Raw genomic sequence first — 24,073 nt, forward strand, 5'->3', positions numbered from 1 at the left:
CTGGGGTATCAGGCGGCGGGGATGCAAGCGTTGTGCAAGATCTGCCTGATATGCCAGCCTTCGCTGGCATGACGAAGGGGGCAAGTGAGCTGGACGCCCATCTGCCCCCCTTACCGTCCCAGCAGCACTCTTGCCTGCCCGGCAATCTGCGCCAGCATTGCCGCGTTCGGCGCAGGGGCTTTTCGCGCCCGTGCGATCAGCCCGGCAAATTGCTCCACCCGCGCGCGATTCTTGTCGAGCCATGCCTCGACCGCCGCCTGCGGGTCTTTCTTTCCCACGCGCGACAGGAATTCGAAGCGCAGTTGCTGGAAATCGCGCGCAAGGCCTGCGATCAACAGCCGCTCCCATGGGTCGCCCGCGGTCACCCGCGCGGCGTTGGCCTGCGCCCAGTCGAGCCCCAATGCGTGACCCAGATGGGTGAACGCCCGTGTCAGCACCGCTTCGTCCAGCCCCATCCGCTGACCCAGATCGGCTAGCCCGACCGCGCCGTCGAGTTCGAACACGCGCACCACTTTGCGCACCAGTGCCTTGGGGGCGCCTGCACCTTCCAGCCGTTCGGAGATGCGCGCCGATTGCGCCTTGGCTTCCTCAAGCAGCAATGCACGCGTTTGCTTGTCGAGGCTAGCGATGCCCGGCTCCAGCCGCGCGACCACTTCACCCGGCCCGGTGCCCGGCGGGCAGACCCGTAACAGGTCCGCCATTTGCGAGCGCGTCGCCACGGCCACTTCCTCGAACAGCGCGATCCGCGCCGCTTCCGGAATATCCGCAGTCTCGATTTCTTCCCACAGTGCGGGCAGTCCGAACAGTCGCTCGGCGACGACGAACATCGCCGCGCTGTCGCTCATCGCAGCACCTTCTTCTTCCGCCAGCTCGAACGGATGAAGCACGCCCAGCCGATTGATGATCCGGTTGGCGAGCTTGGTCGCGACGATCTCTCCGCGCAGGCGGTGGTCGCGGATCGCATCCGCGAACTTCTTCTGCATCGGCTTGGGAAAGGCCGCCATCAGATCGGGTTCGAGATCGGGGTCGCGGCACAAGTCCGCATTCTCGATCGCGTCCTGAAGCGCGAGTTTCGCCGACGCCAGAAGTACCGCCAGTTCGGGCCGCGTCAGCCCGTTGCCGTCCTGCGCGCGCCGCAGGAAATCCTCGTTGGATGCGAGGCCCTCGACCGCCCGGTCCAGCCGCCCGGCGCTTTCCATGATCTCGATCACGCGGACATAGCTTGGCACCGCGACCGCGCCGTCATTCTCCATGAACGACAGGCCCAGCGTCTGGAGGCGGTTATCCTCTAGTACGAGATGCGAGACATCGTCGGTCATCGTCTCAAGGAAACTGTCGCGCTTGGCCTGCGCCAGCCGCCCTTCCTTGACCTCGCGGTTGAGCGCGATCTTGATGTTGACCTCATTGTCCGAGCAATCGACCCCGGCCGAATTGTCGATGAAATCGGTGTTGATCCGCCCGCCATTCATTGCAAACGCGATGCGCGCGGCCTGGGTTACGCCCAAATTCGCGCCTTCGCCGATCGCCTTGGCGCGGAGTTGTTCGGCGTTGACGCGGGTGCGATCGTTTGCGGGATCGCCGACATCGACATGGCCCTCGGACGCTGCCTTTACATAAGTGCCGATGCCCCCGAACCAGATCAGGTCGACCGGCGCCTTGAGGATGGCGGAGATAACCTGCGCGGGCTCCAGCGCATCGTCTTCGACGCCCAGCAATTCCTTGACCTGCTTCGACAGCTTGATGCTCTTTTCCGACCGCGCGAACACGCCGCCGCCCTTGGAAATCAGCTTCTTGTCGTAATCCTCCCAGCTCGATCGCGGCAGCTCGAACATCCGCGCGCGCTCGTCCCAGCTTGCCGCCGGGTCGGGATCGGGATCGAAGAAGATGTGGCGATGGTCGAATGCCGCCTTCAGCCGGATCGCCTTCGACAGCAGCATCCCGTTGCCGAACACGTCGCCCGACATGTCACCGCATCCGACGACATCGATCGGGTCGGTCTGAACATCGACGCCCTGCTCAAGGAAGTGGCGCTGAACGGAAACCCACGCGCCCTTGGCGGTGATGCCCATAGCTTTGTGATCGTAGCCATTGGAGCCGCCGCTGGCGAAGGCATCGCCCAGCCAGAAGCCGCGTTCCTCGGCAATGGCATTGGCCACGTCGGAGAAGGTCGCGGTGCCCTTGTCGGCGGCAACCACGAAATAGGGGTCTTGGCCGTCATGGATGACGACAACGTCGGGATGCACCACCGCGCCATCGACGATGTTGTCGGTGATCGACAGCAGCGAGCGGATGAAGATGCGGTAGCTTTCCTTGCCTTCCTCGAACCAGGCATCGCGGTTGGTGGCCGGACTGGGGAGCTGTTTGGGATAGAAGCCGCCCTTGGCACCCGTCGGCACGATCACGGCGTTCTTGACCCGCTGCGCCTTCATCAGGCCCAGGATTTCGGTGCGGAAATCGTCGCGCCGGTCCGACCAGCGCAGGCCCCCACGCGCGACAGGTCCGGCACGCAGGTGGATGCCCTCGACCCGCGGCGAATAGACGAAGATTTCGCGCCACGGCAGCGGCTGGGGAAGATAGGGGACGCGCGCCGAATCGAACTTGAACGCCAGCGCCTCGCGCGCGGCGGGCGCAAACGCGTTGGTGCGCAGCGTCGCCATCACCACCCCGCGCATTGAGCGCAGGATGCGGTCGTCGTCGATCGCCGATACGCCTTCCAGGCCGGTGTCGATCGCCCGCGTCGCAGCGTCGATCGCGGCGTCGTCCTGACCTCGCGCCGGATCGTGATAGGCGCGGAACCGCTCGATCAGCGCGTTTGCTACTTTGGGCGCACGCCGCAGCGCCTCGACCACCGTGCCCAGCCCGTAGGCAAGGCCGGTCTGGCGCAGATAGCGGAACCAGGCGCGGAACAGCACGACGGCGTCGGGGGTCATCCCCGCTTCGACGATCAGCCGGTTGAACGCGTCGTTTTCCGCGCGACCCTCAAGCACCGCGTCGATCGCTTCCTCGGCAACGGAGATATCGACGTTCGGCACGTCGCCGCCCATTTCCATCGCGACCTTGAAATCATGGATATAGGCGTCGTGGTCGCCGCCCAGATGAGTCGGGATCTCCTCGATCACGTGAAAGCCGAAATTCTCGAACACCGGCACTGCTTCGGACAGCGGGATGGGTTCGCCCAGCCGGTAGAGCTTGATCCGCAAGCTGTCGTCGCCCTTGGCGTGCGGGATGATCCGGACCGCGCGCGGGTTGTCGTCGCCCAGATCGGCGATCTTGACGATGTCGAGCGCCGCTTCGTCCGCGCCGTGGCTGTTGCGGTAATTGGCCGGAAAGGCGTTGGCATAGGTCAGCGCAAGCCGACCGGCGCGATTGCCCACATGGTCGAACAACGCGGCCTCGACCGCGGGCAGCCAGCCGCGCATCATCCGCACCAGCCGCTGATCCAGTTCCTTCGGGTCGGGCATCCGCCCGGCACCGCGCAGATCGAGCGTGTAGCGCAACTGCGCGACCTCGCCGTCGCCCAGATAGATCGACCAGCTCAACTGATTGGCGTTGGCCGCCTCCGCCAGCATGTCGCCGATCGCCATGCGGCGTCCGGTCGATACCTCGTCGCGTGGCAGCCAAACGAAGGCGAACAAATGCCGCCCCAGGGGGCTGCGGATCAGCACCAGTTTGGAACGCGGCCGATCGGTGATCGACATGGTGGTCAGCGCCAGCGATTCGACCGCATCGGGCTGAAACCCGGTGGTCAAATCGTGGGGCAGGGCGGTCAGCGCGTGCGCCAGCGCCTTGCCGGTATGGCCCTTGGGATCGAAGCCGAATTTCTTCTGCAGCGCGGCCAGCCGGGTGCGCAGCAACGGCACATCCTGCGGCGACGCGTTGAGCGCCGCGCTGGTCCACAAACCGGCATGGATCGAAATCGCGGTGACCTTCTTGCCCGTCCGCACCGGCACCAGCACCAGATCGAGCGGGGCGCGGCGATGCACGGTCGAAATGCAGTTCGACTTGAGCAGCAGGACATCTTCCTTGGGATGCCGGTCGAACCAGTCCGCCGCCATTTCGCGCGACGCTTCCGCAAGCAGCGGCACGTCGAGCGCCTCGCGCGCCAGCCCCAGCTCGTTTGATGCCTTGCCGCTCGCGCGGTCCCAGTGTTCGTGTCCGATCAGCGTCAGGTTGCGGTCGAGGAACCAGCGCAGCAGATCGGTTTGTTCCTCATCGGCGACGCGGTCGGCATCGGCGCGAAGGGCGGCCTGGAGCGCAGGCCAGTCGTTCACCGCATGGCGCACATGCGTCAGGTTGCGGGCGATCTGGGCTTCGAGTTCGCGACGCTCCTTGGCGTCGACCCTGTCCATTTCGATATAGACGAAGGATTCAGGGCTGCCCTTGCCGATCGCGGTCAGCTTGCCCTTTGCATCGCGGGTCGTGGCGATGACGGGGTGGATGATCCGGTCGATCGCGATGCCGTGCGCGCCGATGGTGGCCGCGATCGAATCGACCAGGAACGGCATGTCGTCGTTGACGACCGCCAGCCGCATCCGGCGCATCTCGTCATCGGAGGACACCGATTCGAGCGCGAGCACCGGCGTATCGGCCTTGCGCTGTTGTCCGGTTGCCGCGACGAACGCGGCAGCCTCTGCCTGCCGGGCCTTGTCGAACCCCTCCAATTCCTGCGGAAGTGCGCCCTCGACGAAGCGATCCTCAAAGGCGAATTCCAGCGACTTGTTCTTTTGTGTCGTCATGTCACGCGCCTACGCCCGCCCGCGAGAAGCCTCAAGACTTCTCGCACCTGCGAAGGCACTTAGGCCGCGTGTTTGCAGCTTTCGGTCAAGCCATGCCGTGTCCCGCGCACGCTTATTTCACGACGCGGCGGACCACCTGTTCGGTCAGCTTGTCGGCATCGTCCACACGCGCGACGATGTCGAGCATCCCGTTCAGTCCGGCGCGTGCCACCAGCAGCACGAATTCGGCATCGCCCGCGTCGATTGCGACCTGTGCCATCGATGCCGCCCCGCGCAAACGGATCGCGGCGGTTTCATAGCTGTCGGGGCGCTTGGCCGGACGTTTGGCATCGCGCTCGGCCTTGACCACCGCCTTGATCCCGCCGTCCTGGCGTTCGAGAAAGTCGGCGAGTTCGCCGCTGCCTACGTCGTGGCGGCGGGCATGGGCCAGCACCGCGGCGAATTCGGTCACGCGAGTCTTGTCATAGTCGAGGCCGAAGACGAGTTTGACCACCGGCGTCGTCTGCGCGCGCGGCTGAACCTTCAGCCCTGCATCGAGCAGCAATGTCGCATAGCCCAATGGATCGGCCTCGGCCGCGAGCCCAAAGTCATGCGCTCGTCCCAGCGCCCGGTACAAAGCGGCGCGCGAACGCACGTCGCTGGCGCGAACGGCAGCGGCGCTTTCGCGGGCCATCATCAGGCTGTCGGCAAGGTTCGCCGCGACCGATGCATCGATCGGCGCCACGCGCTCGACCGAAGGTTCGGGGACCGGCGGCGCTTCGAAACCGCCGCTGGGACCATCGGCCCATACCGGCGCCGTCTGGGTGCGCGGCGGCGCGGTGCGGCGTGCGGCATCCAGTTCGGCGTTCAGCTTTGCCTGAGTCTCGGCATCGACCATCTCTTTCCAGTTGATGACGCCATAGATGAAATCGATTTCCTCGCCCGAGGACGAGAACGGCATCAGGATGCCGCGATAAAAGGTGTTGTGCCCGCGCTGGCTGACGAATTCGGCCTCGAACCCGATTGGCGCGCGGTTGGCGATGATCTGCAGATAATGATCGGTCAGTCGCGACAACAACGACCGCGGCGGTACGTCGGCGATACCCGCGATCGACTGGTCGATTCCGCACTCGCCGCGTAGCGCTGCCCCTAGAAAGCGGATGCCGGGATTTTCAACGCCTTCGGAGAAATCGAGCAAAACCGAATTTGGGCCAAAATCGGCCAAGCTGGACGGATCGAGATCCTGGATCGCCGGATAAGGCCGGTCGCCGAGCAGCGACACCCAATAATTATAGGCGCGAACATGCATCCGCCGCTCGTCGGTGCCGATATTCAGCCCGTCGTCGCTCACCGCGCCATCGGTCGCATGATCGTCATCCCCATCGATTCGCTCGTCGAGCCCGCGCGCGGTATCCATAGTCACTCCTCGGGCGACGGCACATGAATTGCCGTCGGTCAGACCCGACTTGTGCCCCCAATTTGGTAAACACCGCGTAAAGCACCGGTTCGTCTCGGCGCGAACACGCAAAGCCGCTTGCAGCCGCCCGGCCGCGCTGCTAATCGCCGCGTCCTCGATTGCTCCCCTTTGCGGGAGCCGGGCCGCTTTAGCTCAGTTGGTAGAGCATCGCATTCGTAATGCGGGGGTCACAGGTTCGAGTCCTGTAAGCGGCACCACTCCCGAGCAGAAGTACGGCTTCATCGGTGCAATCTGCTCTGGATGGCCGCCCGGCGGCGCGCGGGCGAACGGCGTTTGCTATTGGATTGGGCGATCGGGCGGCATGTAGCGGGCGAGCTGACCGTGCAGGAGGCGGCCTCGACCAAATTGTGGCATACCGAAACCCAGTGGCGGGTGTGCGACGCTGCCATGCAATTGCACGGCGGTGCGAGCTATATGAATGAATATCCCATCGCCCGCATCTGGCGTGACGCCCGCGTCCGCCGCATCTATGGCGGGACGTCCGAAATCATGAAGGAATTGATCGGGCGTTCACTATAACCGGAAGGTTGAGCAAGGAAGGGGCGTATCGGTGATGAACCAGTACGACGTGGTGATCGTCGGTGCCGGGCATGGCGGGGCGCAAGCCGCAATCGCGTTGCGCCAACTGGGCTTCGAAGGGTCGATTGCAATCGTTGGTGACGAACCCGACCTGCCCTATGAACGCCCGCCATTGTCAAAGGACTATCTGGCCGGGGATAAGGTTTTCGATCGCCTGCTGATCCGTCCGGAAAGCTTCTGGAGGGAACGCGGTGTCGAAATGCTGCTGGGTCGCCGCGTCGTCGCGATCGATCCGGAAGCTCATGAGATCGCTACGGCCGACAACATCTCGATTGGGTATGGTCACCTGATCTGGGCGGCAGGCGGAACCGCAAGGCGCTTGGGCTGCGCGGGCAACGATCTGCGTGGTGTCCACACGGTTCGCACGCGAGCAGACGTTGATCGCATGATGGACGAGTTGACGCAGGTCGAACGCGTCGTGGTGATCGGCGGCGGCTATATCGGCCTGGAGGCTGCCGCGGTTCTCACCAGATTGGGTAAGTCGGTGACGTTATTGGAAGCGCAGGATCGCGTGCTGGCACGCGTAGCGGGTGAGCCACTGTCACGTTTCTACGAAGTCGAACACCGTGCGCACGGGGTGGATCTCCGCCTCGGCGTCGCGGTCGATTGCATCGAGGGCGATGACCGGGTCACCGGAGTCCGTTTGATCAATGGCAGCGTCCTCGCCGCCGACATGGTCATCGTCGGTATCGGAATCGTACCGGCGGTGGAGCCATTGATCGCGGTAGGAGCGATTGGCGGCAACGGCATTGCGGTGGATGCGCAGTGCCGGACTTCGCTGCCCGATATTTTCGCGATCGGCGACTGCGCGCTTCATGCCAACGCCTTCGCAGGCGGAATGTCAGTCCGGGTCGAATCGGTGCAGAACGCACATGATCAGGCGGCAGTAGCCGCCAAGACGATCGCTGGGCACGACGCAAAATACGATGCCGTACCTTGGTTCTGGTCGAACCAGTATGATTTGAAATTGCAGACCGTTGGCCTGTCTGCCGGGTATGACGCGGTAGTGCTGCGGGGAAATCCAGCTCGCCGCAGCTTTTCGGTAATCTATCTAAAGCAGGGAAGGGTAATTGCGCTCGACTGCGTCAATGCCACCCGGGATTATGTGCAGGGCCGAAGACTGGTAGTCGATGCGCTTTCGCCTTCGCTTGACCAATTGCGCGACGAAAATCTGCCGCTCAAAGCGTTGACGGCGTAACATTTATCAGTTGATTTCCAGATCGACGCAGCAGTCACGGCGCAACGCAACCAAGACTGTCTTCGCGGGCACATGAAGCCCGTCGATCGTCCGGTCCAGCGGCGGACAAACGGATTCCGCGTCAAGGTGTGAGGATTTGATCCAGCGGGAACGTCTTCCGATCCACCATTGCTCGATCCTGCTTTCCATACCAGCGGTCTTGGCCGTTTCAACACAGCTTCGCCGTGTCAGTGCTTTGCGCCGGGTTTGAGGTGAAGGAGCCCTGCCACGATCATGCCCGCGATAACCCCGACAATGCCTGCGCCGATCGCGGTGACGACCCACTCCACAGCACCGATGCCGCTGCCGATCGCTACGGCCGCATGATGCACGGCGACCTCGGGCAAAGCCAGACCGAACTCAGCGAAACCGTGGATCAGGATTCCTCCGCCGACCCAAAGCATCGCGGCCGTACCGATTAGCGCCAGCGCCTTCAGCAACACCGGCATGGTGCGCACCAGCCCGCGACCGAACGTCGCTGCTCCGCCGCCCGACTTCATCATGCGCAGCCCGACATCGTCCATTTTCACGAGGACCGCGACCAGTCCGTACACCGCGATCGTGACGACGACGCCGACCAGCGCCAGAACCGCTGCCTGGGTCGCGAATCCGTTGTCGGTCAACTCGTTCAGGGTAATCACCATGATTTCTGCCGACAGGATGAAGTCGGTGCGGATCGCGCCGCTGACCTGTCGCGCCTCCAGCGCGGCTGGATCGGTGATCGTCGCGACTTCATCGACCGCCTTTTCGCCCTTCAGCGATTTCAGGATCTTTTCCGCGCCCTCGAAGCAGAGATAGAGGCCGCCAACCATCAGGATCGGCGTCAACGCCCATGGCGCAAATGCGCTAAGCAGCAACGCGACGGGCAGGATGAAGATCAATTTGTTGCGGAGCGAGCCGAGTGCGATCTTGGCAATGATCGGCAATTCGCGTTCGGGCGGCAGGCCGACGACATAGCCTGGCGTGACTGCCGCGTCATCGATCACGACGCCGACCGTCTTGCCTCCAGCCCTGCCTGCTGCGGCAGCAACATCGTCGGCCGACGCTGCCGCCAACCGCGCCAATGCCGCCACATCATCGAGTAGCGCTACCAGACCACCAGCCATGCAATTTCTTTCTACGAACGCCGCGCCGTTCGATCAGGACCGCGTTTCTTCGGTTGTTGACGAGGCAATCCGCGAGCCCAACAGCAGACGTAATAGTGGTTTCAAGTTGGAGAACGTGTTCCGCGCTTTCCTAGTCCATCAGACGCTGCATGAGATAGACATATTGCAGCGCCTGCAATTTGGCGCGCTGGGCATTGTCGACGCCGCCCGAATGGCCGCCGGTCATGTCTTCGTAATAGTAATAGGGCTGGCCATTGGCGCTCATCCGCGCCGCCGCCTTTCGCGCATGGCTCGGGTGGGTGCGATCGTCTGCGGTGCTTGCCCAGAAGAACGGCATCGGGAATTCGACGCCCTTCACCAGCTTCTGGTAAGGCGAATAGGCCTCGATCCAAGCGCGCTGTTCGGGAATGCGCGGGTCGCCATATTCGCCGACCCACGATGCGCCGCGACCGATGAAAGGCAGGCGCAGCATGTCGAACAGCGGGATCTGGACCACCGCGGCGTTGAACAGGTCCGGACGTTGGGTGAAGGCGGTGCCGACGAGCAGGCCGCCCTGGCTGCCGCCCATGATGCCCAGCCGCCTGGGGCTGGTCAGGCCGCGCTCGACCACATCCTCGCCGATGGCGATGAAATCGTCCCAGGTGCGTTGCTTGTTCGCACCCATCGCACTCTGGTGCCACTGCGGCCCGAACTCACCGCCGCCGCGCATGTTGCCGAGCACATAGGCGCCGCCCTTCTCGAGCCAGAGCTTGCCGATCGTGCCCGAATAGACGGGCAGGCTCGAGCTCTGGAAACCGCCATAGCCGTAGAGCAAGGTCGGCGTGCCGCCGTCGAGCGTGACGCCCTTTTTCGACACGACGAAATAGGGAATCCTGGCCCCGTCCTTGCTGGTCGCCTCGAATTGCGAGATCGCCAGCCCCTCTGCGTCGAAGCGCGCCGGGCTCGTCTTGATGACGGTCGGCGCGGATTCCCCGTCCGAGAAATAAAGCTGCGACGGCGTCAGGAAATCGGTCGAGGTGAACATCACCCGGCCGCTATCGTCATCGGCCGCCGCGATGCCGACGGTGGCGTTCTGCGGAAGGGCAATCGGCTTCGATGCCCATTTGCCGTTATCGAAGTCGAACCGCAGCACCCGGCCCCGCACATTGTCGAGCAGGCTGACGTAGAGCGCATCGCCGGTGATCGCGGTGCCCCGCTTCGTCTGCCGCGCTTCGGGCTTCCAGACGAGCGTCTTGGGCGCACCATTGGGATCGGCCTTGAATGCTGCGAGATCGGCCGAGACGATCGAATCCGCCGGGAAGGTCTGATCCCCGTTCTTCCATTCGACATCGGTCGAAAACAGGATACGTCCGTCGACGATACCGCCGAGACTGGCCTTCAGCGGCATTTCGAGCCTGGTCCACTTGTCGGCGTGCCACAGATAGGTTTCGCTCTCGAAGAACGACACGCCGCGGCGCGCCACCCGGCCATGGATCGTGCCCGCGGCATCGCGCAGCAGACCGGCACCGGACGACACGTCCTTCGCATCGCCGCGATAGATTTCGCGCGCTTCCTCGATTGGGGTGCCGCGCTTCCATTCGCGGGTGGTGAAGGGATATTGGCTCTCGGTGATCGTGCCGTCACCGAAGTCGCGGCTGACGAGCAGCGTGTTTTCATCGACCCACTGCGCGCCGCCCTGGCTTTCGGGAAGGACGAAGCCGCCCTTCACGAAGCTGCGCGTAGTGATATCGAACTCGCGCAGTTCGGTCGCGTCCTTGCCGCCGTCCGACAGCGCGACCATGCACCGCGTTCCTGCAGGCGGCAGGCACGACATGCCCTGATAGACCCATTCGCGCCCTTCGGCCTTGGCCAGCGCGTCGATGTCGAGGATGGTCTGCCATGTGGGGGCGTCGGTGCGATAGCTCTCAAGCGTCGTCACACGCACCAGGCCGCGCGGGTTGGCCGCGTCCTGCCAGAAATTAACCAGGCCGTAGGGGGTGAAGCCGACCCCCGGAATGCGATCCTTGGCGTCCAGGATCGTCAGCGCCTCTGCCTGAAGCTGGGCGAAGCGAGGATCGTCCGCAAGCGTCCGGTCGACCCGCGCGTTTTCCGCGCGAACCCAGGCCAGCGCTCGATCGCTGCGCGTCTCCTCAAGCCAGATGAAGGGATCGTCGGTGGACAAGGAAGCGTTCTCGGAAGTGCTGTTCTGTGCTTTGCCGATGGTGGGCACCGAGGACAACGATAAGACGGATACGACGGCGAATAGGGCTACACGCTTCAAAATGGGTCTCCATCATCAGAACGTCGATCGTAGAGCGCTGATCTGGAGAAAGAAAGTCGCCGTGCGCAGGGCGGTAGCCTAGTTGAGAAAATTGCGAACCGAAGGCACCGCTGCTCCCAATCTGATTAGGTCGGGAGATCAACGGCGTCCGGCCGTCTCGAGAGAATTCCTATAGATTGTTGCCGCATTCAACAGGGCGGTCGTCGCCAAGTCTATGCTATCGGCGGAAAGCTGATCGTCGATTTGGCTTCGATCGTGTCGATGCCGATCGACATCGGGCAACGGACGCCAGGGATGACCGCGACGTCGAACATTTCTTCGATCCCGCCGTCCAGGCGAATCCATTCGACGATATCGCCACTCACCAGGTTGACGATCACGATGCCGCACCAGGCTTCGGCATCGCGCTTTTCCAGTTCGCCCTGGAGCGCCAGTTCCTTGAACGATCCGTCGCGCGGTTTGGACAGGGTGGCGATCGCGTGGCCGCGGTGGATCGACAGGCCGCGCAGGAAACCGGGGCAGAATGCGATGTCGGTCTTCGCGCCGCTGTCGCGATCGACGCGCACGATCTGGCCGCGCCCCGAATCGAGCGCCCATAGACTGCCGTCCTCGGCGATGCACGGACTGTGCGGCATCGACAGGCGGTCGGTGACGATCTCTCCTGACGGGACATCGATGATGACGCCGCCTTCGTGCCGCCTTTCGCGCCAGCCATTCACCACATCGCTGCGACTGACCGCGGTGACATAGCGCGGCACCCCGTCCTCCATCGCCAGCCCGTTCAGGTGGCACCGGTCCTCGGCCGCCAGTTTTGAGATGAAAGGCGGTTTCCAGATGGGTTTGAAGCTATGGGTCAGGTCCAGTGTCGCCAGGCAGCTATATTTGGTGTTCACGAAGATCACGCGGCCGTCCTTGTCGATGCCAAGCTCGTGGATATCGACATCGCCCGTCGTCTGCGCATTGCGTGGGACATAGACCGCGTCGAACGCGCCATTGCCCAACTGGCCGGGCGCCAGCATGTTTTCCAGCCGCCAGACCTGATGCAGCGCACCCAGATAGAGCCGCCCGGCCTGAACGCATACGCCCATCGCGCGCGCGTAATTCTGTTGGTTGACCGAAATCTTGCCGTCGGAAAGCACGCCGACGGTGAATAACTGACCGGTCTGGTAGGATGTGAACGCCAGACTGACGCCGTTCGAGATCAGCCAATCGGCCAGGCCACGCGACGCGCTGACCTGATTGGCGTCTGGCGCACCGGCTCCGGGTGCTGCCTGGGGTGCCGACATGCGAACTCCTTGAGGAAATGAACCGACCGGGCGGGATGGTGGCGCAGGCGGCGAGCGATTGCCAGCATCCCCCACAAAAGGGAGGGCCGCATCCATAGTACCGGATGCGGCCCTTTGAAGTGTTTTGCACGTGCGCAGGGGAGAGATGTTTTTAGAAGCGGAAGCGTAACCCTGCGCGGCCGCCATAGCCTTCGTAATCGCCGCCATTGGCATAACGACCTTCGATGAAGCCGCTGATCGTGCCGCTCTGCGAGCCCACGTTCACGCCCACCGTCGCTTCGCCATAATCGTCGATGCGATCATTTTCGAAGCTGACCGTCTGACCACCGCTGACGAAGTCGACCCGGTCACGACCCATGAATTCATGGACGTAGTTGCCGCCGGCATAGGCCTGAACCCGCGTTCCCGGTGCCGAGTCGAAGGTATAGCCGACCCGTGCGCCCGCCTTGCCGCGCAGACCCTCGTCCGCATCGAAGCGGAAATTGCCCTGCACGGTGTCGAAGTCGTCCATATCGACCTTGGTATAGGCGATGCTTGCTGCCGGTTCGACCCAGAAGGCCCCACCGATGCGCGCGCCCGCCTCTACCTTACCGCCATAGATCGACCCGTTCATGTCGGTCGTAAAGCGGCCCGAGGCGCTGTTCACGTCACCCCAGTAATAGTCGTATTTGCCCAATGCGTTCAGGAAGAACACGCCAGAGGTGTAGCTGGCATAGGCACCGACGTTGACCACGTCGAAGTTGATCCGATCCGCCGTCCCGTCGAACCCGAGCGTCGAGTTCAGGTAACCGCCGGTGACCCCGAAGGCGAAGCCGCCTTCACCCGCCGGTGCACCCAGGTCGAGGCCCAACTGACCCCCGAAATAATCCTGGTCGGTGCCGATATTTTCAACCGTGGTGACCCCGGCAACGGTGATTGCCCGCGTCGCGTCCAGTTCTTCCTTCTGGCCGTACATTTGCGCCCACAGGCGTCCGCCCGAAGCGCCCGGACCATTCGCCGCGATGTTGTCGCGAAGCCCGCGCATGTGCGCGCCCCACGCATCCGCCGATTGCAGCCAGAGGTTGCGGGCCGCGCCGGCGAATGCGCCGGTACGGAATACCGCAGCACCCGGTGCCGCCTGGATGTTGAAGGTCGAATTGGACGGATCGAACACGATCCCCAACTGAACCAGGCCCTGGTCGATCTGGGTCGGATCGAGGGTGAAGGCACCTGCCTGCGATCCCGCGCCGGTCTGGACGATCGTGGTGTTCGTCCCCAGCGTGATCGGTCCGGTATCGAGCCGGTTGACGAACACCGCGGTGTTGCCCGTGGCGCTGCCACCGATCACCAGACGATCGGCAAGGTTGGTGGTCAGATTGGCATCGACCCCCAGACGTCCGTTCGACCCGACATAATTGCCCGATGTGGACAGGATGTCGCCGGTACGCCCGTTGCGCAGGTCGATCAGCCCGCTGTTGGTCAGCGTCTCCAGACCCAGCAGGCGTACCGTGCCCGCCGTCGTCAGCCCGGTGGTGATCGTGCCGGTATTGGTCAGGCTGTCGGTGCCAGCACCAAAGTCCGAATCACCGGTCAGGACGAACCGCCCGCTATTGGCGAGCGTGTCGTTACCGCCGGTCAACTGGACGCGTCCGGTCAGCGTGCCGCTGTTGGTGACCGTTGCGGGTCCGCCATTAGCGACGATCGCAAGGTTGGCCGCCGACAGGGTGCCTGCATTGACGATGGTCGATCCGGTGCCCGAGGTCGCGACGATACCGTTGCTTCCCACACCCGTCGCAGAAATCGTTCCGCGATTGGTGACGTTCACCGCCTGGTTCGACGTGGCGACGACCGCGTTGGTCGCGGCCCCCGTGGTGGAGACCGTACCGTTCACCGTCGCATTGGCCGCGCCACCGGTTGCGGTGACGACCACGGCGCGCGCACCATTACCGCCCGTACCCGTAGTGCTGACATTGTTGACGTTGGCGGTGGCCGATCCGGCCGTGCCGGTCACCTGAACCCCGGTGCCGGTGCCGCCATATTGGCCGTTGCCAGCGGTCGATACCGTACCGCTGACGTTGACGACGGCACTGGCACCGGTGGCGATGATCCCGGCGCGGCTGGTTTGACGGTCGGCTGGCAGCGTCGATACGGTGGTCACGTTATTCGCGTTCACGGTTGCGATGCCGGTGCCCGAATTGGCCACGATGCCCGAACCGCCACGCCCGGTCGCCGCGACGTTACCGGTGGTGGTCACCGTCACATTGCCGCTGTTGCTGCTGGCGTTGACCGCCGTTGCCGACGTGCCCGATGCGGTTACGTTCGCGCCGTTCACGACGACATTGCCGCCGTTGGAGGTGGCATTGACGCCGTTCGAGAAGCCACCCGAAGTCGTAACCGAGGTGAAGCCGACATCGGCACCACCCGCACCGCTGATGACGTTGATCCCGCGCGAATTGAAGCCGGCGGTCGTGATCGCGCCATTGGCATCGACCGTCACCGCGCCGTTACGCGCAACGCCATAGATACCTGCTGATGTATCGCCAGTCGTCGATACCGTGCCGGTCGAAACCACGACGTCGCCGCCATAGCTGGTCGCCGATACGCCATTGGCATTTGCCCCGGTGGTCGAGACATTGCCCGCAGCGACACTGACATCGCCGGTTGCCTGAGCGTCGATGCCGCGCGCACCGCCTGCCACTGTCGATACGTTGCCGGTGGTAATGTCGATGTTGCCGCTGCCGGCGCGTGCGAATACCCCGGTCGAGTTGGGCAGGAAGAAGAAGCTGGCGGGCGCGGTGCCCGTCGTGCTGACATTCCCCACATCGATGGTAACATCGCCTGCGCCGCCTGCGATCGCCCGCACGGCTTGCGAACGGTCGCCTGCGGTGGAGACATCGCCCTGGGTGATGCTGACCGAGCCGTCGGTGGTCGCCACGTCGATCGCATTGGCGTCGTCGCCGGTCGTTGAGACCGATCCCGAACCCGTGATCGTCGCATCGGTTGCCGCACGGGCAAATATGCCGCGGCTATTGGCACCCGAAGTGGTGATCGCGCCATTCGCATCGACGGTCACCATGCCGGTGGCCGAGGTCGAATTGACGGCATCGGCATTGTCACCGCTTGTCGATACGTCGTTGACGCTGACTACGGTGTCCCCGGCATAGGCCTGCGCGAAGATGCCGCGGGCATTGTCACCACTGGTGGTCACCGTGCCCGTCGTCGTCACATCGACATTGTCGTCGAACGAGATCGCGGTGATCCCGTCCGAACCCATGCCGGTGGTGGTCACATCGCCACCGCTGATCGCCACCGGCCCGGCCGTGATTGCCGAAACTGCGGTCGAATAATTGCCCGCCGTCGAGGCACTGGCAAACGTGACATCGACGCCTTGGCCGCCGCGCGCCAGGATGGCGTTGCCGCTGCCGCTGGTCGAGACATCTCCTGCGTCGATGGTCGTGAAACCACCTGCCGAGCTGGCATAGATGCCGGGTGCGCCCAACCCTGCGGTCGAAACGTTACCCGTGGTGATCGAGATATCCCCGTCGCCCGCAAGAACGCTAACGCCGCGCGAACCGAAGCCCGTGTCGGTGGTCGTCACGTCGCCGGTCACCACGGTCGCGTCGAACACGCCGGTCGTGCGCACCGATACGCCGTCCGAATTGCCGCCTGCGGTCGATACGTCGCCGACGGTCACATCGACGGGTCCGCCGGTGCTGTTCGCGGTTACGGCGAAAGCGTTGTCACCGGTGGTGGACACGTCGCCGCCACCGGTGATGGTGGTGCCAAGTCCGCTGTTGATGACGATGCCGCGGCTATTGTTGCCGGTGGTCGAAATCGTGCCCGTTGCATCGAGCGTCGCAATGCCCGCAACCGCGCTGACATCGACCGCATCGGCGTTGGTGCCGGTGGTCGATACATCGACGACGCTGACGTTCGCGTCACCGGTGGTCGCAACCACGGTCACTGCGTCCGCCGAGCCGCCGTACAGCGCGCTGCCGGTGGTCGAAACCGTGCCGGTCACGACGACATCGGCGTTGGTACCCTGTGCGAAGATCGCGCCCCTCGTCGTGTCGGTATCGGCAGGGTCCGCCGCATCGACGGTCACGTTGTTGGCGTTGACCGACACGTCGCCGGTGCCCGAGCGAGCGAAGATGCCCGTGCTCCCGCGCCCGGTCGACGAAACGTCACCCGTGGTCGTCACATCGACGTTGCCGACATCCGAAGCGGCATAGAGCGCATAATTGCTGGTGCCCGTCGTGGTGATGTCCGCACCCGAGACGACGACATCGCCGCCGGTCGAGATCGCAGAAATCCCCGAGGAGAAGGTGCCACCCACATCCACCGAAGTGAACCCGACGTCGACGCCGCCTGCGCCACCGATCGCGTTGATCCCGCGGGCGTTGAAGCCTTCGGTGGTGATCGCATCCGCATCGATGGTCACGCCGCCACCCCGCGCGACGGCATAGACGCCCGCCGAGTTGGTCCCGACCGTCGAGATCGTGCCGGTAGTGACGGCAACATCGCCACCCGAACTTTGCGCGGTCACGCCATTGGCGCGGTCGCCAAGCGTGCTGACATTGCCGGTCGTGACCGACGCATTGCCGAGCGCGGCGGTCGCATTGACGCCTGCAGCGCCGAGACCCACGGTTGAAACGTCGCCCGCATCTACGGTGACGTTACCCGTTCCCTGCGCCGTCGCGACGATCGCCGTCGAATTGGGGAGGAACGCATAGTTGCTGCCCGCCGTGTTGGTGGTGGTGACGTTGCCAGTGGTCACCGACACATCCGAATCGGTGCCGCCGATCGCACGCACGCCGCCGGATAGGGTGCCCGAGGTCGTGACGTTGCCGACCGTCAGGTCGATCGGACCCGCGGTGCTCGACACATCGACACCATTGGCGTTGTTGCCGCTCGTCGTGACGTTGGCATTGCCGGTAATCGTGATGCCGTTGGGCGCGGTGGCGAAGATGCCGCGCGCGCCGTTGCCCGACGTCGTGATGTCGCCGGTAAGGTCGAACGTCGCCGTATCGGTCGCAAAGGCGCGGATGCCGTCGGCATTGACGCCCGACGTGGTAATGTCGCCGCCGTTGATGACGACTGTCGGTGTCGCGCGGATGCCCTGGAACGGTGCCGCCGCGGGAACCAGCACGCCAACCGCATTTGCGCCCGTCGTGGTGATCGCATCGAACGTGAGGTCGACGCCGCCCAGTCCCGTCGCGACGATGCCGTGCGCGGTCGCGCCGCCGGTCGTGATCGTGCCCGCATCGACCACGCCCATGCCCGTTACGCCGGTCGCATTGACGCTGATGCCGCTGGCGTTCGCGCCGCTGGTGGTCACGGTGTCGGCGGTGACGCTGGCCGTGCCGCTGAAGGTCTGGGCGCGGATGCCGATCGCGCCCGTGCCGATGGTCGTGATCGACCCCGCATCGACGGTGACGTCGCCCGCCCCACCCGTGGTGGCGAGGATGCCGTTCGCGCCGGGATCGAGGAAACCGCTCGCGTTGCCGCTGGTGCTGATGCTGTCGACGGTGACCGTCACATCGGCGGCATCGCTGCGCGCGCGGATGCCTTTTGCCCCGTTGCCGGTGGTCGTGATCGTACCCGCATCGACGACGATCGCGCCGCTGTTGGTGCTTGCCGAAATGCCGTCGGCGTTGACGCCGGTGGTCGATACGGTGTTGGCGTTGACAGTGGTAAGGCCGGTAGCGGAACTGGCGAAGACGCCGCTTGCGCTGGCACCCGTCGTCGTGACCCGATCCGCGGTCAACGTCAGAGCGCCGTCCGTCGTCGCGCTCAAAATGCCGTTTGCGCCCGATGCACTGGTCGTGATCGAGGTATTGGTTCCCCCCGAAACGGTGATCGCGTTCGCGCCGGTGCCAAGCGCCAGCACGCCGCTGTTCAGTCCGCCTGTCGTGTCGATGACCACGCCGTCTTCCAGAACGATCGTCAGATCGCTGGGCGGTGCCACATAGCTGACGCCGTCAGGATAAGGATTGCCGTCGGGACTGCACGTAACCGTGCCGTTTGCGGGTGCGCCACAGGCATCCTGTGCCAGGGCGGCGCTTGGGAACAAGGCACCCAGCGCCAGCGCGCCTGCAACGGCGGTGCCCATGCGAAGATTGGTCTTGGCAGCGTGCGAACGCGCCATGCTCGCGCTGACGCGAACCCCCTTTTGGGTCGAACTCATAACTGGCCGGTCTCCTGGAAGTGTCCCCCCGGCTTGATGTGGAGACCTACGTGCATCCGCTGGCCGATCCTATTCGTATAACTACCTGAACACGGACTCAGCGAATTCGGTGCACTACCGGAATTATTTCATGGGTCGGACTGGTTGGGAGAGCATGATGTCAGCGAAGCGCCATCTCGATATTCGTCCATCGTGCGGGCATCGTGGGCAACCTGTACTTCAGGCTGACACGCTTTACTTGATGGCCGAACAATCCTCGCAGGCAATGGCGATTTTCGGATCCGATCTAAAGCCGATTTACCTTAACCCTACCGCGCGCCAGCATCTCGGCCTTGCGATGGGCGGATCGCCGGCCGAGCAACTTGCTCCATTTCGAGCGCAGTTCCGTTCGGCAAGCGTCCCCAATTTCCCGACCCCGCTGGTTCTGTTGCGCGATGGCGAATGGGCAGGCGAGATGCTGGTTCTACGCGACGATGTGGCCGGCTGGTCTATCCTGCTCGATGCAAGGGTCATGCCCGTGCGCGAGAAAGAGAAAACAGTCGGTTTCGCAGTCATCGCGCACAAGAAATTCGCGGTCGTCAGCCACAATGTCCGACCGCGCTTGACCCGCCGCGAGGCCGAAGTGCTCGACGCCTTGCTGGCTGGCGGCACGAGCAAGGTCATTGGCCAGAAATTGAAGATCAGCCACCGCACGGTCGAAGCGCACCGCGCGAGCATCATGCGCAAATGCGGCGTCAAAACGCTGCCCGACCTGTTTCGCATGACGATGCAGCGCGACGGACGCTGATCGGTCGTTGAGTCTGGCTGGCGGCCTACACCGCGCTGGCGAGCACCAACGATACGTCCTCTGTCGGGGCCGCATCGCGCTTGACCGCAAAGAACAGATCGCCGTTGGCGCAGTGCAGATGAGCGGGAGAGAAGTCCGCGATGGCCGCCAGTCGTTCCGGCTCGGGCAAATGGATGACGCCCGGTCGTATTTCGACCATCCCGCTTGCGCGCAGGCCGCGCAGTGTCCGGTTCAGATGCTCTTGAGTCAGACCGCAGGCGTTGGCCAGATCGCCCTGGGTCAGTGGGCAGGCCATGGCATTCCCCTCGACCCCGCCCACCAGCATCATCCGAGCGAACAAATTGCAAAGTAGATTGGCGATCCGCGGTTCGGCGCGGCGCGCGGCGATGTTGGCGCTCCATTCGCGCTGGGTCGATGCACCGACCATCGTCTCCCACCATAAGGCCTGGCCGACGCGTGAGCTTTCCTGGTTCAACCTGCTGAGTGCGGTGCGATCGATGTTGGCGACGCTGGCCCGGCCGACGGTCCGTACGTCCATGTCGGCCCTTTCCATCATGAAGGCGTTGAAATCGACGACGTCCCCCGCGACCAGGATCGAGACGATCTGCCGCCGTCCGGCCGCCACCGCCACTTCGCGAACCGCCCAACCATCCAACAGGACGTGGATCGCGCGCGGCTTCTCTCCCGCCTCGATGATCGGCATCCGGTCGTCGAGCAGCCGCACGTCGCGACTGAACGCGCGCTCGATCGCGTCGATGTCGCCACGCTCCAGCGCGACGTGATTGGAAAGTTTGGCGACCAATTTATCCATCGATCGCGATTTGGTGGAAGGGTCGGGCGCTGATCGCATGACGGAGATACGCGTCGGACATCGAAAGGATTGCGCTCGACGATCCGTTCGTCGGCGCAACCCAACCGTCCGCCGCGAAATCCTATGATGAACGTCATAACCGTTTGCCGAGCGTCGCATCGTGGCGGTGTCGAGCGCCCCAGCAGCGTGGCGCAACCTCATGACATAGATCACTTTATCGTCGCGTCGGCGATTTGTGCGAGAGGCAACCGATGGACCGCTCGGCGGGTTCTATCACCGTGACTTCCACAGCGTCACACGATGCACGAAAGAGCAAAGGAGACGAACAATGGCTATTCTTTCGAACCTGCTTGGTAGCGGCGACAGCGAGAACAACAGCGATCTGCTGGGTGCCCTGACGGGTGTTGCGGGCCTCGACGTATCGGCCCAGAACTTCAATCAGGAAGTCGATGATGACGGGTCGAGCGAAACGTCGTTTCAGTCGCTCGACATCGGGGGTGACCTCGACATTGGCGGCATCCTGTCGAGCATGACCGACAGCATGAACGAGGGCGACGGCCTGTTCGGCTAAGCCACGCAAAAAAAGGCCCCGCATCGTTGGCGCGATGCGGGGCCTGATGGCTTTTGAGGGCCGATGCACGTTTCACCAGCGATCTGCACAACCGCCAGGAGACGAACGGACAACCCGCAACGGGCGGCGAAGTTCCCGCCGCAGGAGGGTAAGCTGTTGAGATTGATCAAGGAGCCGCAGCATGGCCGATCCTGAACCGCTTCGCGATGCTGCGAAGGGCGGTCGGGGTCCGGCCGTGCAGTCTGGCGCAAGCGATCTGGGAATGTTCGCACCGACGCCGCTCGGCGTGGCTGCGGTCGGTGGTGCGCTCGCGCTTGGCGCGACGGGTGCCAATGCGACGGCCGGTCCCGTGTCGCCTGATGTCGGATCGCCGAGCGTCTCGATGGCGACCGGCGCGGAAAACGCGTTCGACTTGCCCGCAGGGGTGCAGGGGCCGCCAACCGGTGTAATCCTGTCCGAGACCCCGACACCGACCGGATTGCTCTCGGTTGCACGGCCCGTTGCCGATGAGGGCGCGGTGCCCCCATCCCCGACCCCCGGTGCCGAGCCGCTTGCTATGGCACCTTCCGCGGCGGAGCTATCAACCGGCGATGCGCCGATCGAGGCCAGCGTATCGCCCGTGGCTGAAGTCGCGCCCCCATCGGGTGCGGCGGCGAGCCCCCAAATCATTGAAACCATTGCCGCCATCCGCGCGACCGCGGATCAGTTGAATGAACAACTGAACGGCGCGATCGATGCGCTGGTGGGGCAGGTTGGATCGAATCTGGCCGATGCCGCAACGGCCGCTACCGAGGCGATCGGCGAACTGGGTTCGCGGGTCGAGGCCATTACCGGGCGAATCGGCGAAGCGAGCGATCTGGTGGACAACGCCGTCGGCGGCGTTGCCCAGATCATCGCCGATCTTTCGGGGACCACCGATGCGCTGCTCGGCACCGCGCAGGCAAGTGTCGCGGACCTGACGGGTGCGGCGTCGGCACGGTTGAATGACGCGACGGATGCGATTTCCGGCACCATCGACAGCACGCTCGACCTGACCAATCTGGGCGGCAGCAACCCCGCGGGCGGGATCGCAACGCTGACCGCGCTGCTTTCGAATACCGATGGCTTCGAACTCGGCGAGCCCGATATGCCCGAGCCGGTGTTCGCCAGCGTCGGCGATGCCGCCTCGGTGCTCGAAGGGATCGGGGATACGGTCGGCGATCTATCGGCACCCGACCTCCCCGGATTGCTCGGCAATCAGGGGGGCGTGCTTGGCGGCCTGTTCGACGATGATGGAGACGGACATGGTTGAGCCGACATCCACGCCATCCCCGAATGAGGCCACCGAACCCGGCATCCCCGCGGCGCTCGATCCCGGCCATCCGGATTACAACGCCCGCGACGAATTCGCCGCAGCGATCCGCCAGATCAAGGGATTGCTGTGGACCGCCGCGGCGTTCAGCGGTGCGGTCAATCTGCTGTTCCTCGCATCACCCATCTACCTCATCCAAATCTACAACCGCGTGCTGCCATCGGGCAGCGTGGCGACGCTGATCGGGTTGAGCTTTGCACTGTTGCTGGCGCTGACGACGATGGCGGTGCTCGACGCGGCGCGCGCCCGCATCCTGATCCGAGCGGCGGCGCGGATCGACCGGTTGCTCAGCCGCCGCGTGTTCCAGGCGGTGATCGACGTCGGGGCAAAGGTCGGCGCGGGCAGGCGCAACGCGCAGCCGTTGCGCGATCTCGACCAGTTCCGCGCGGCGCTTGCCGGACAAGGCGCGCAGTTCTTTTTCGACGTCCCCTGGATGCCTTTGTTTATCGGCGTGCTGTTCCTGCTCCACCCCTGGCTCGGCTTTGCGGCGCTTGTGGGGGCGGCGGGACTGATCGGGCTGGCTTTCCTCAACGAGCGCACGACGCGCGCCGATAACAAGGTGTCGCAGGAAGCGGCGCTACGCAGTTACCAGTTCACCGATTCGATCGCGCGCTTTTCCGATCCCGTGCATGCGATGGGGATGGATCGTGCGCTCGAACGCCGCTGGCGCGCCGATCGCGAGACGATGATGGCGCGTCAGGGGGCGGGCAGCGACCGCAACGCCGACTATGCCTCGGCGATCCGTTTCCTGCGGCTGGTGATGCAGGGCGTGATGCTGGGGCTGGGTGCGTGGCTGGCGCTGCAGGGATCGATCCTGCCGGCTGCGATCTTTGCTGCCAACATGATGCTGGGCCGCGCGCTCGCACCGATCGAGGTTGCGGTCGGTGGCTGGCGTCAGATCGAGCAGGGACTGGCAGCGGGCCGACGCGTCCAGAAAGTGCTCAACGCCGCCCCCGTCCGGCCCAAGCGCGTCGAGCCGCCGATCGCGGGGGCGGATGTGCGCATCGACGACGTGCGGTTCGTACCGCCGACCGCAAAGCGCGAGGCGTTGAAAGGCATCGACCTGAAGATCGCGGCGGGTGAGGCGATCGGCATCGTCGGCCCGTCGGGCGCAGGCAAAAGCTGTCTGGCGCGGTTGATCGTTGCGGCGCAATCACCGACGAAAGGCGTGGTCCAGATCGGCGGGCTCGACACGCGGCACTGGTCGCGGTCGATGCTGGCGAAGAATATCGGTTATCTGCCCCAGAATGTCGGGCTGTTTCCCGGCACCCTGCGCGACAATATCGCGCGGTTCTCTGACTGCGACGACGCGCTGGTGGTGGAGGCGGCGATGCGCGCCAATGTCCATCAGATGATCCTCGATCTGCCGGAAGCCTATGAGACGCGCGTGGACGAAGGCGGCTCTGGGCTCTCAGGTGGGCAACGCCAGCGCATCGGACTGGCGCGCGCGATGTTCGGTAGTCCCAAGCTGCTGGTGCTCGACGAACCCAATGCGCATCTCGACGCCGATGGCGAACAGGCGCTGGCCGACGCGTTGCAATATCTGAAACGCCAGGGCACCACGATCGTGCTGATCGCACACCGGTTGAATCCGGTCGCCCATGTCGATCGCGTCGTCGTGCTGAACAAGGGCGAATTGCAGCTCGACGGCCCGCGCGCGCGCGTGTTCCGCAAGGTGAAGACCGATCTGGTGCGGTCGATCGCTGCAGAGCCGGTGGGGTGACGCC

At 64.2% G+C, this 24,073-nt stretch carries 12 protein-coding genes, 1 tRNA gene and 1 pseudogene; 7 read left to right on the forward strand and 7 right to left on the reverse strand.

Annotated features, from left to right (window positions below; all coding sequences use genetic code 11):
• Positions 1-110 precede the first annotated feature (110 nt).
• Both ENHY17A_RS06775 and ENHY17A_RS06780 read right to left on the reverse strand, forming a co-directional pair.
• Complete coding sequence (locus ENHY17A_RS06775) at positions 111-4,736, reverse strand: NAD-glutamate dehydrogenase (protein ID WP_159711263.1); 4,626 nt, start codon at positions 4,734-4,736, stop codon at positions 111-113.
• 112 nt (positions 4,737-4,848) lie between these two features.
• Positions 4,849-6,132, reverse strand: coding sequence for a PAS domain-containing protein (locus tag ENHY17A_RS06780; RefSeq protein WP_159711265.1), 1,284 nt, complete (start codon positions 6,130-6,132; stop codon positions 4,849-4,851).
• A gap of 181 nt (positions 6,133-6,313) precedes the next feature.
• Here ENHY17A_RS06780 and ENHY17A_RS06785 point away from each other — a divergent pair.
• The 3 genes and pseudogenes from ENHY17A_RS06785 (at position 6,314) to ENHY17A_RS06795 (ending at position 7,969) form a co-directional block, all read left to right on the forward strand.
• Positions 6,314-6,389: transfer RNA gene (locus ENHY17A_RS06785), tRNA-Thr, on the forward strand.
• Positions 6,390-6,414: 25 nt separating this feature from the next.
• Positions 6,415-6,711 (forward strand): annotated as a pseudogene (locus ENHY17A_RS06790) (acyl-CoA dehydrogenase family protein); the annotation flags it as partial.
• A gap of 34 nt (positions 6,712-6,745) precedes the next feature.
• A complete protein-coding gene (locus ENHY17A_RS06795; RefSeq protein WP_159711269.1) occupies positions 6,746-7,969 on the forward strand; it encodes an NAD(P)/FAD-dependent oxidoreductase in 1,224 nt (407 codons plus the stop codon).
• 227 nt (positions 7,970-8,196) lie between these two features.
• Here the strand turns inward: ENHY17A_RS06795 and ENHY17A_RS06800 are convergent, their stop codons facing one another.
• From ENHY17A_RS06800 to ENHY17A_RS06815, 4 genes are all read right to left on the reverse strand, one after another.
• Entirely contained in the window at positions 8,197-9,114 is a 918-nt protein-coding gene (locus ENHY17A_RS06800) for a DUF808 domain-containing protein (RefSeq protein WP_159711271.1), read from the reverse strand.
• A 130-nt stretch (positions 9,115-9,244) separates the two neighbouring features.
• Positions 9,245-11,323 carry a prolyl oligopeptidase family serine peptidase gene (locus tag ENHY17A_RS06805; protein ID WP_268893990.1) on the reverse strand — a complete coding sequence of 693 codons (2,079 nt, stop codon included), beginning with the start codon at positions 11,321-11,323 and terminating at the stop codon, positions 9,245-9,247.
• Positions 11,324-11,586: 263 nt separating this feature from the next.
• Entirely contained in the window at positions 11,587-12,660 is a 1,074-nt protein-coding gene (locus ENHY17A_RS06810; RefSeq protein WP_159711275.1) for a TIGR03032 family protein, read from the reverse strand.
• Between the two features lie 151 nt (positions 12,661-12,811).
• The gene (locus tag ENHY17A_RS06815; protein ID WP_236547790.1) at positions 12,812-18,787 is read right to left on the reverse strand and encodes an autotransporter outer membrane beta-barrel domain-containing protein; all 5,976 of its coding nucleotides are present in this window, start codon (positions 18,785-18,787) and stop codon (positions 12,812-12,814) included.
• Positions 18,788-19,067: 280 nt separating this feature from the next.
• Between ENHY17A_RS06815 and ENHY17A_RS06820 the strand changes: the two genes are divergently transcribed.
• Positions 19,068-19,613 (forward strand): LuxR C-terminal-related transcriptional regulator, encoded by a 546-nt coding sequence (locus tag ENHY17A_RS06820; protein WP_159711279.1) that lies wholly within the window; start codon positions 19,068-19,070, stop codon positions 19,611-19,613.
• 25 nt (positions 19,614-19,638) lie between these two features.
• Here ENHY17A_RS06820 and ENHY17A_RS06825 read toward each other — a convergent pair whose 3' ends face one another.
• The gene (locus tag ENHY17A_RS06825; protein WP_159711281.1) at positions 19,639-20,424 is read right to left on the reverse strand and encodes a Crp/Fnr family transcriptional regulator; all 786 of its coding nucleotides are present in this window, start codon (positions 20,422-20,424) and stop codon (positions 19,639-19,641) included.
• A gap of 328 nt (positions 20,425-20,752) precedes the next feature.
• On the opposite strand from ENHY17A_RS06825, the gene ENHY17A_RS06830 reads away from it, so the two are divergent.
• The 3 genes from ENHY17A_RS06830 (at position 20,753) to ENHY17A_RS06840 (ending at position 24,069) form a co-directional block, all read left to right on the forward strand.
• Complete coding sequence (locus ENHY17A_RS06830; protein WP_159711283.1) at positions 20,753-20,995, forward strand: hypothetical protein; 243 nt, start codon at positions 20,753-20,755, stop codon at positions 20,993-20,995.
• Between the two features lie 181 nt (positions 20,996-21,176).
• On the forward strand, positions 21,177-22,286 hold the full coding sequence (locus ENHY17A_RS06835; protein WP_159711285.1) for a hypothetical protein: 1,110 nt from the start codon (positions 21,177-21,179) through the stop codon (positions 22,284-22,286).
• The gene (locus tag ENHY17A_RS06840; RefSeq protein WP_159711287.1) at positions 22,279-24,069 is read left to right on the forward strand and encodes a type I secretion system permease/ATPase; all 1,791 of its coding nucleotides are present in this window, start codon (positions 22,279-22,281) and stop codon (positions 24,067-24,069) included. Before ENHY17A_RS06835 ends, ENHY17A_RS06840 begins: the two co-directional genes overlap by 8 nt.
• Positions 24,070-24,073 lie beyond the last annotated feature (4 nt).

The organism is Sphingomonas sp. AX6 (assembly GCF_902506605.1).
Taxonomy (GTDB): domain Bacteria; phylum Pseudomonadota; class Alphaproteobacteria; order Sphingomonadales; family Sphingomonadaceae; genus Sphingomonas.

What these genes read in the sequence shown, in the direction of transcription:
- ENHY17A_RS06775 (WP_159711263.1), bottom strand. Translation starts at nt 4,736, where the DNA reads ATGACGACACAAAAGAACAAGTCGCTGGAATTCGCCTTTGAGGATCGC.
- ENHY17A_RS06780 (WP_159711265.1), bottom strand. Translation starts at nt 6,132, where the DNA reads ATGGATACCGCGCGCGGGCTCGACGAGCGAATCGATGGGGATGACGAT.
- ENHY17A_RS06795 (WP_159711269.1), top strand. Translation starts at nt 6,746, where the DNA reads ATGAACCAGTACGACGTGGTGATCGTCGGTGCCGGGCATGGCGGGGCG.
- ENHY17A_RS06800 (WP_159711271.1), bottom strand. Translation starts at nt 9,114, where the DNA reads ATGGCTGGTGGTCTGGTAGCGCTACTCGATGATGTGGCGGCATTGGCG.
- ENHY17A_RS06810 (WP_159711275.1), bottom strand. Translation starts at nt 12,660, where the DNA reads ATGTCGGCACCCCAGGCAGCACCCGGAGCCGGTGCGCCAGACGCCAAT.
- ENHY17A_RS06815 (WP_236547790.1), bottom strand. Translation starts at nt 18,787, where the DNA reads ATGGCGCGTTCGCACGCTGCCAAGACCAATCTTCGCATGGGCACCGCC.
- ENHY17A_RS06820 (WP_159711279.1), top strand. Translation starts at nt 19,068, where the DNA reads ATGGCCGAACAATCCTCGCAGGCAATGGCGATTTTCGGATCCGATCTA.
- ENHY17A_RS06825 (WP_159711281.1), bottom strand. Translation starts at nt 20,424, where the DNA reads ATGGATAAATTGGTCGCCAAACTTTCCAATCACGTCGCGCTGGAGCGT.
- ENHY17A_RS06830 (WP_159711283.1), top strand. Translation starts at nt 20,753, where the DNA reads ATGGCTATTCTTTCGAACCTGCTTGGTAGCGGCGACAGCGAGAACAAC.
- ENHY17A_RS06835 (WP_159711285.1), top strand. Translation starts at nt 21,177, where the DNA reads ATGGCCGATCCTGAACCGCTTCGCGATGCTGCGAAGGGCGGTCGGGGT.
- ENHY17A_RS06840 (WP_159711287.1), top strand. Translation starts at nt 22,279, where the DNA reads ATGGTTGAGCCGACATCCACGCCATCCCCGAATGAGGCCACCGAACCC.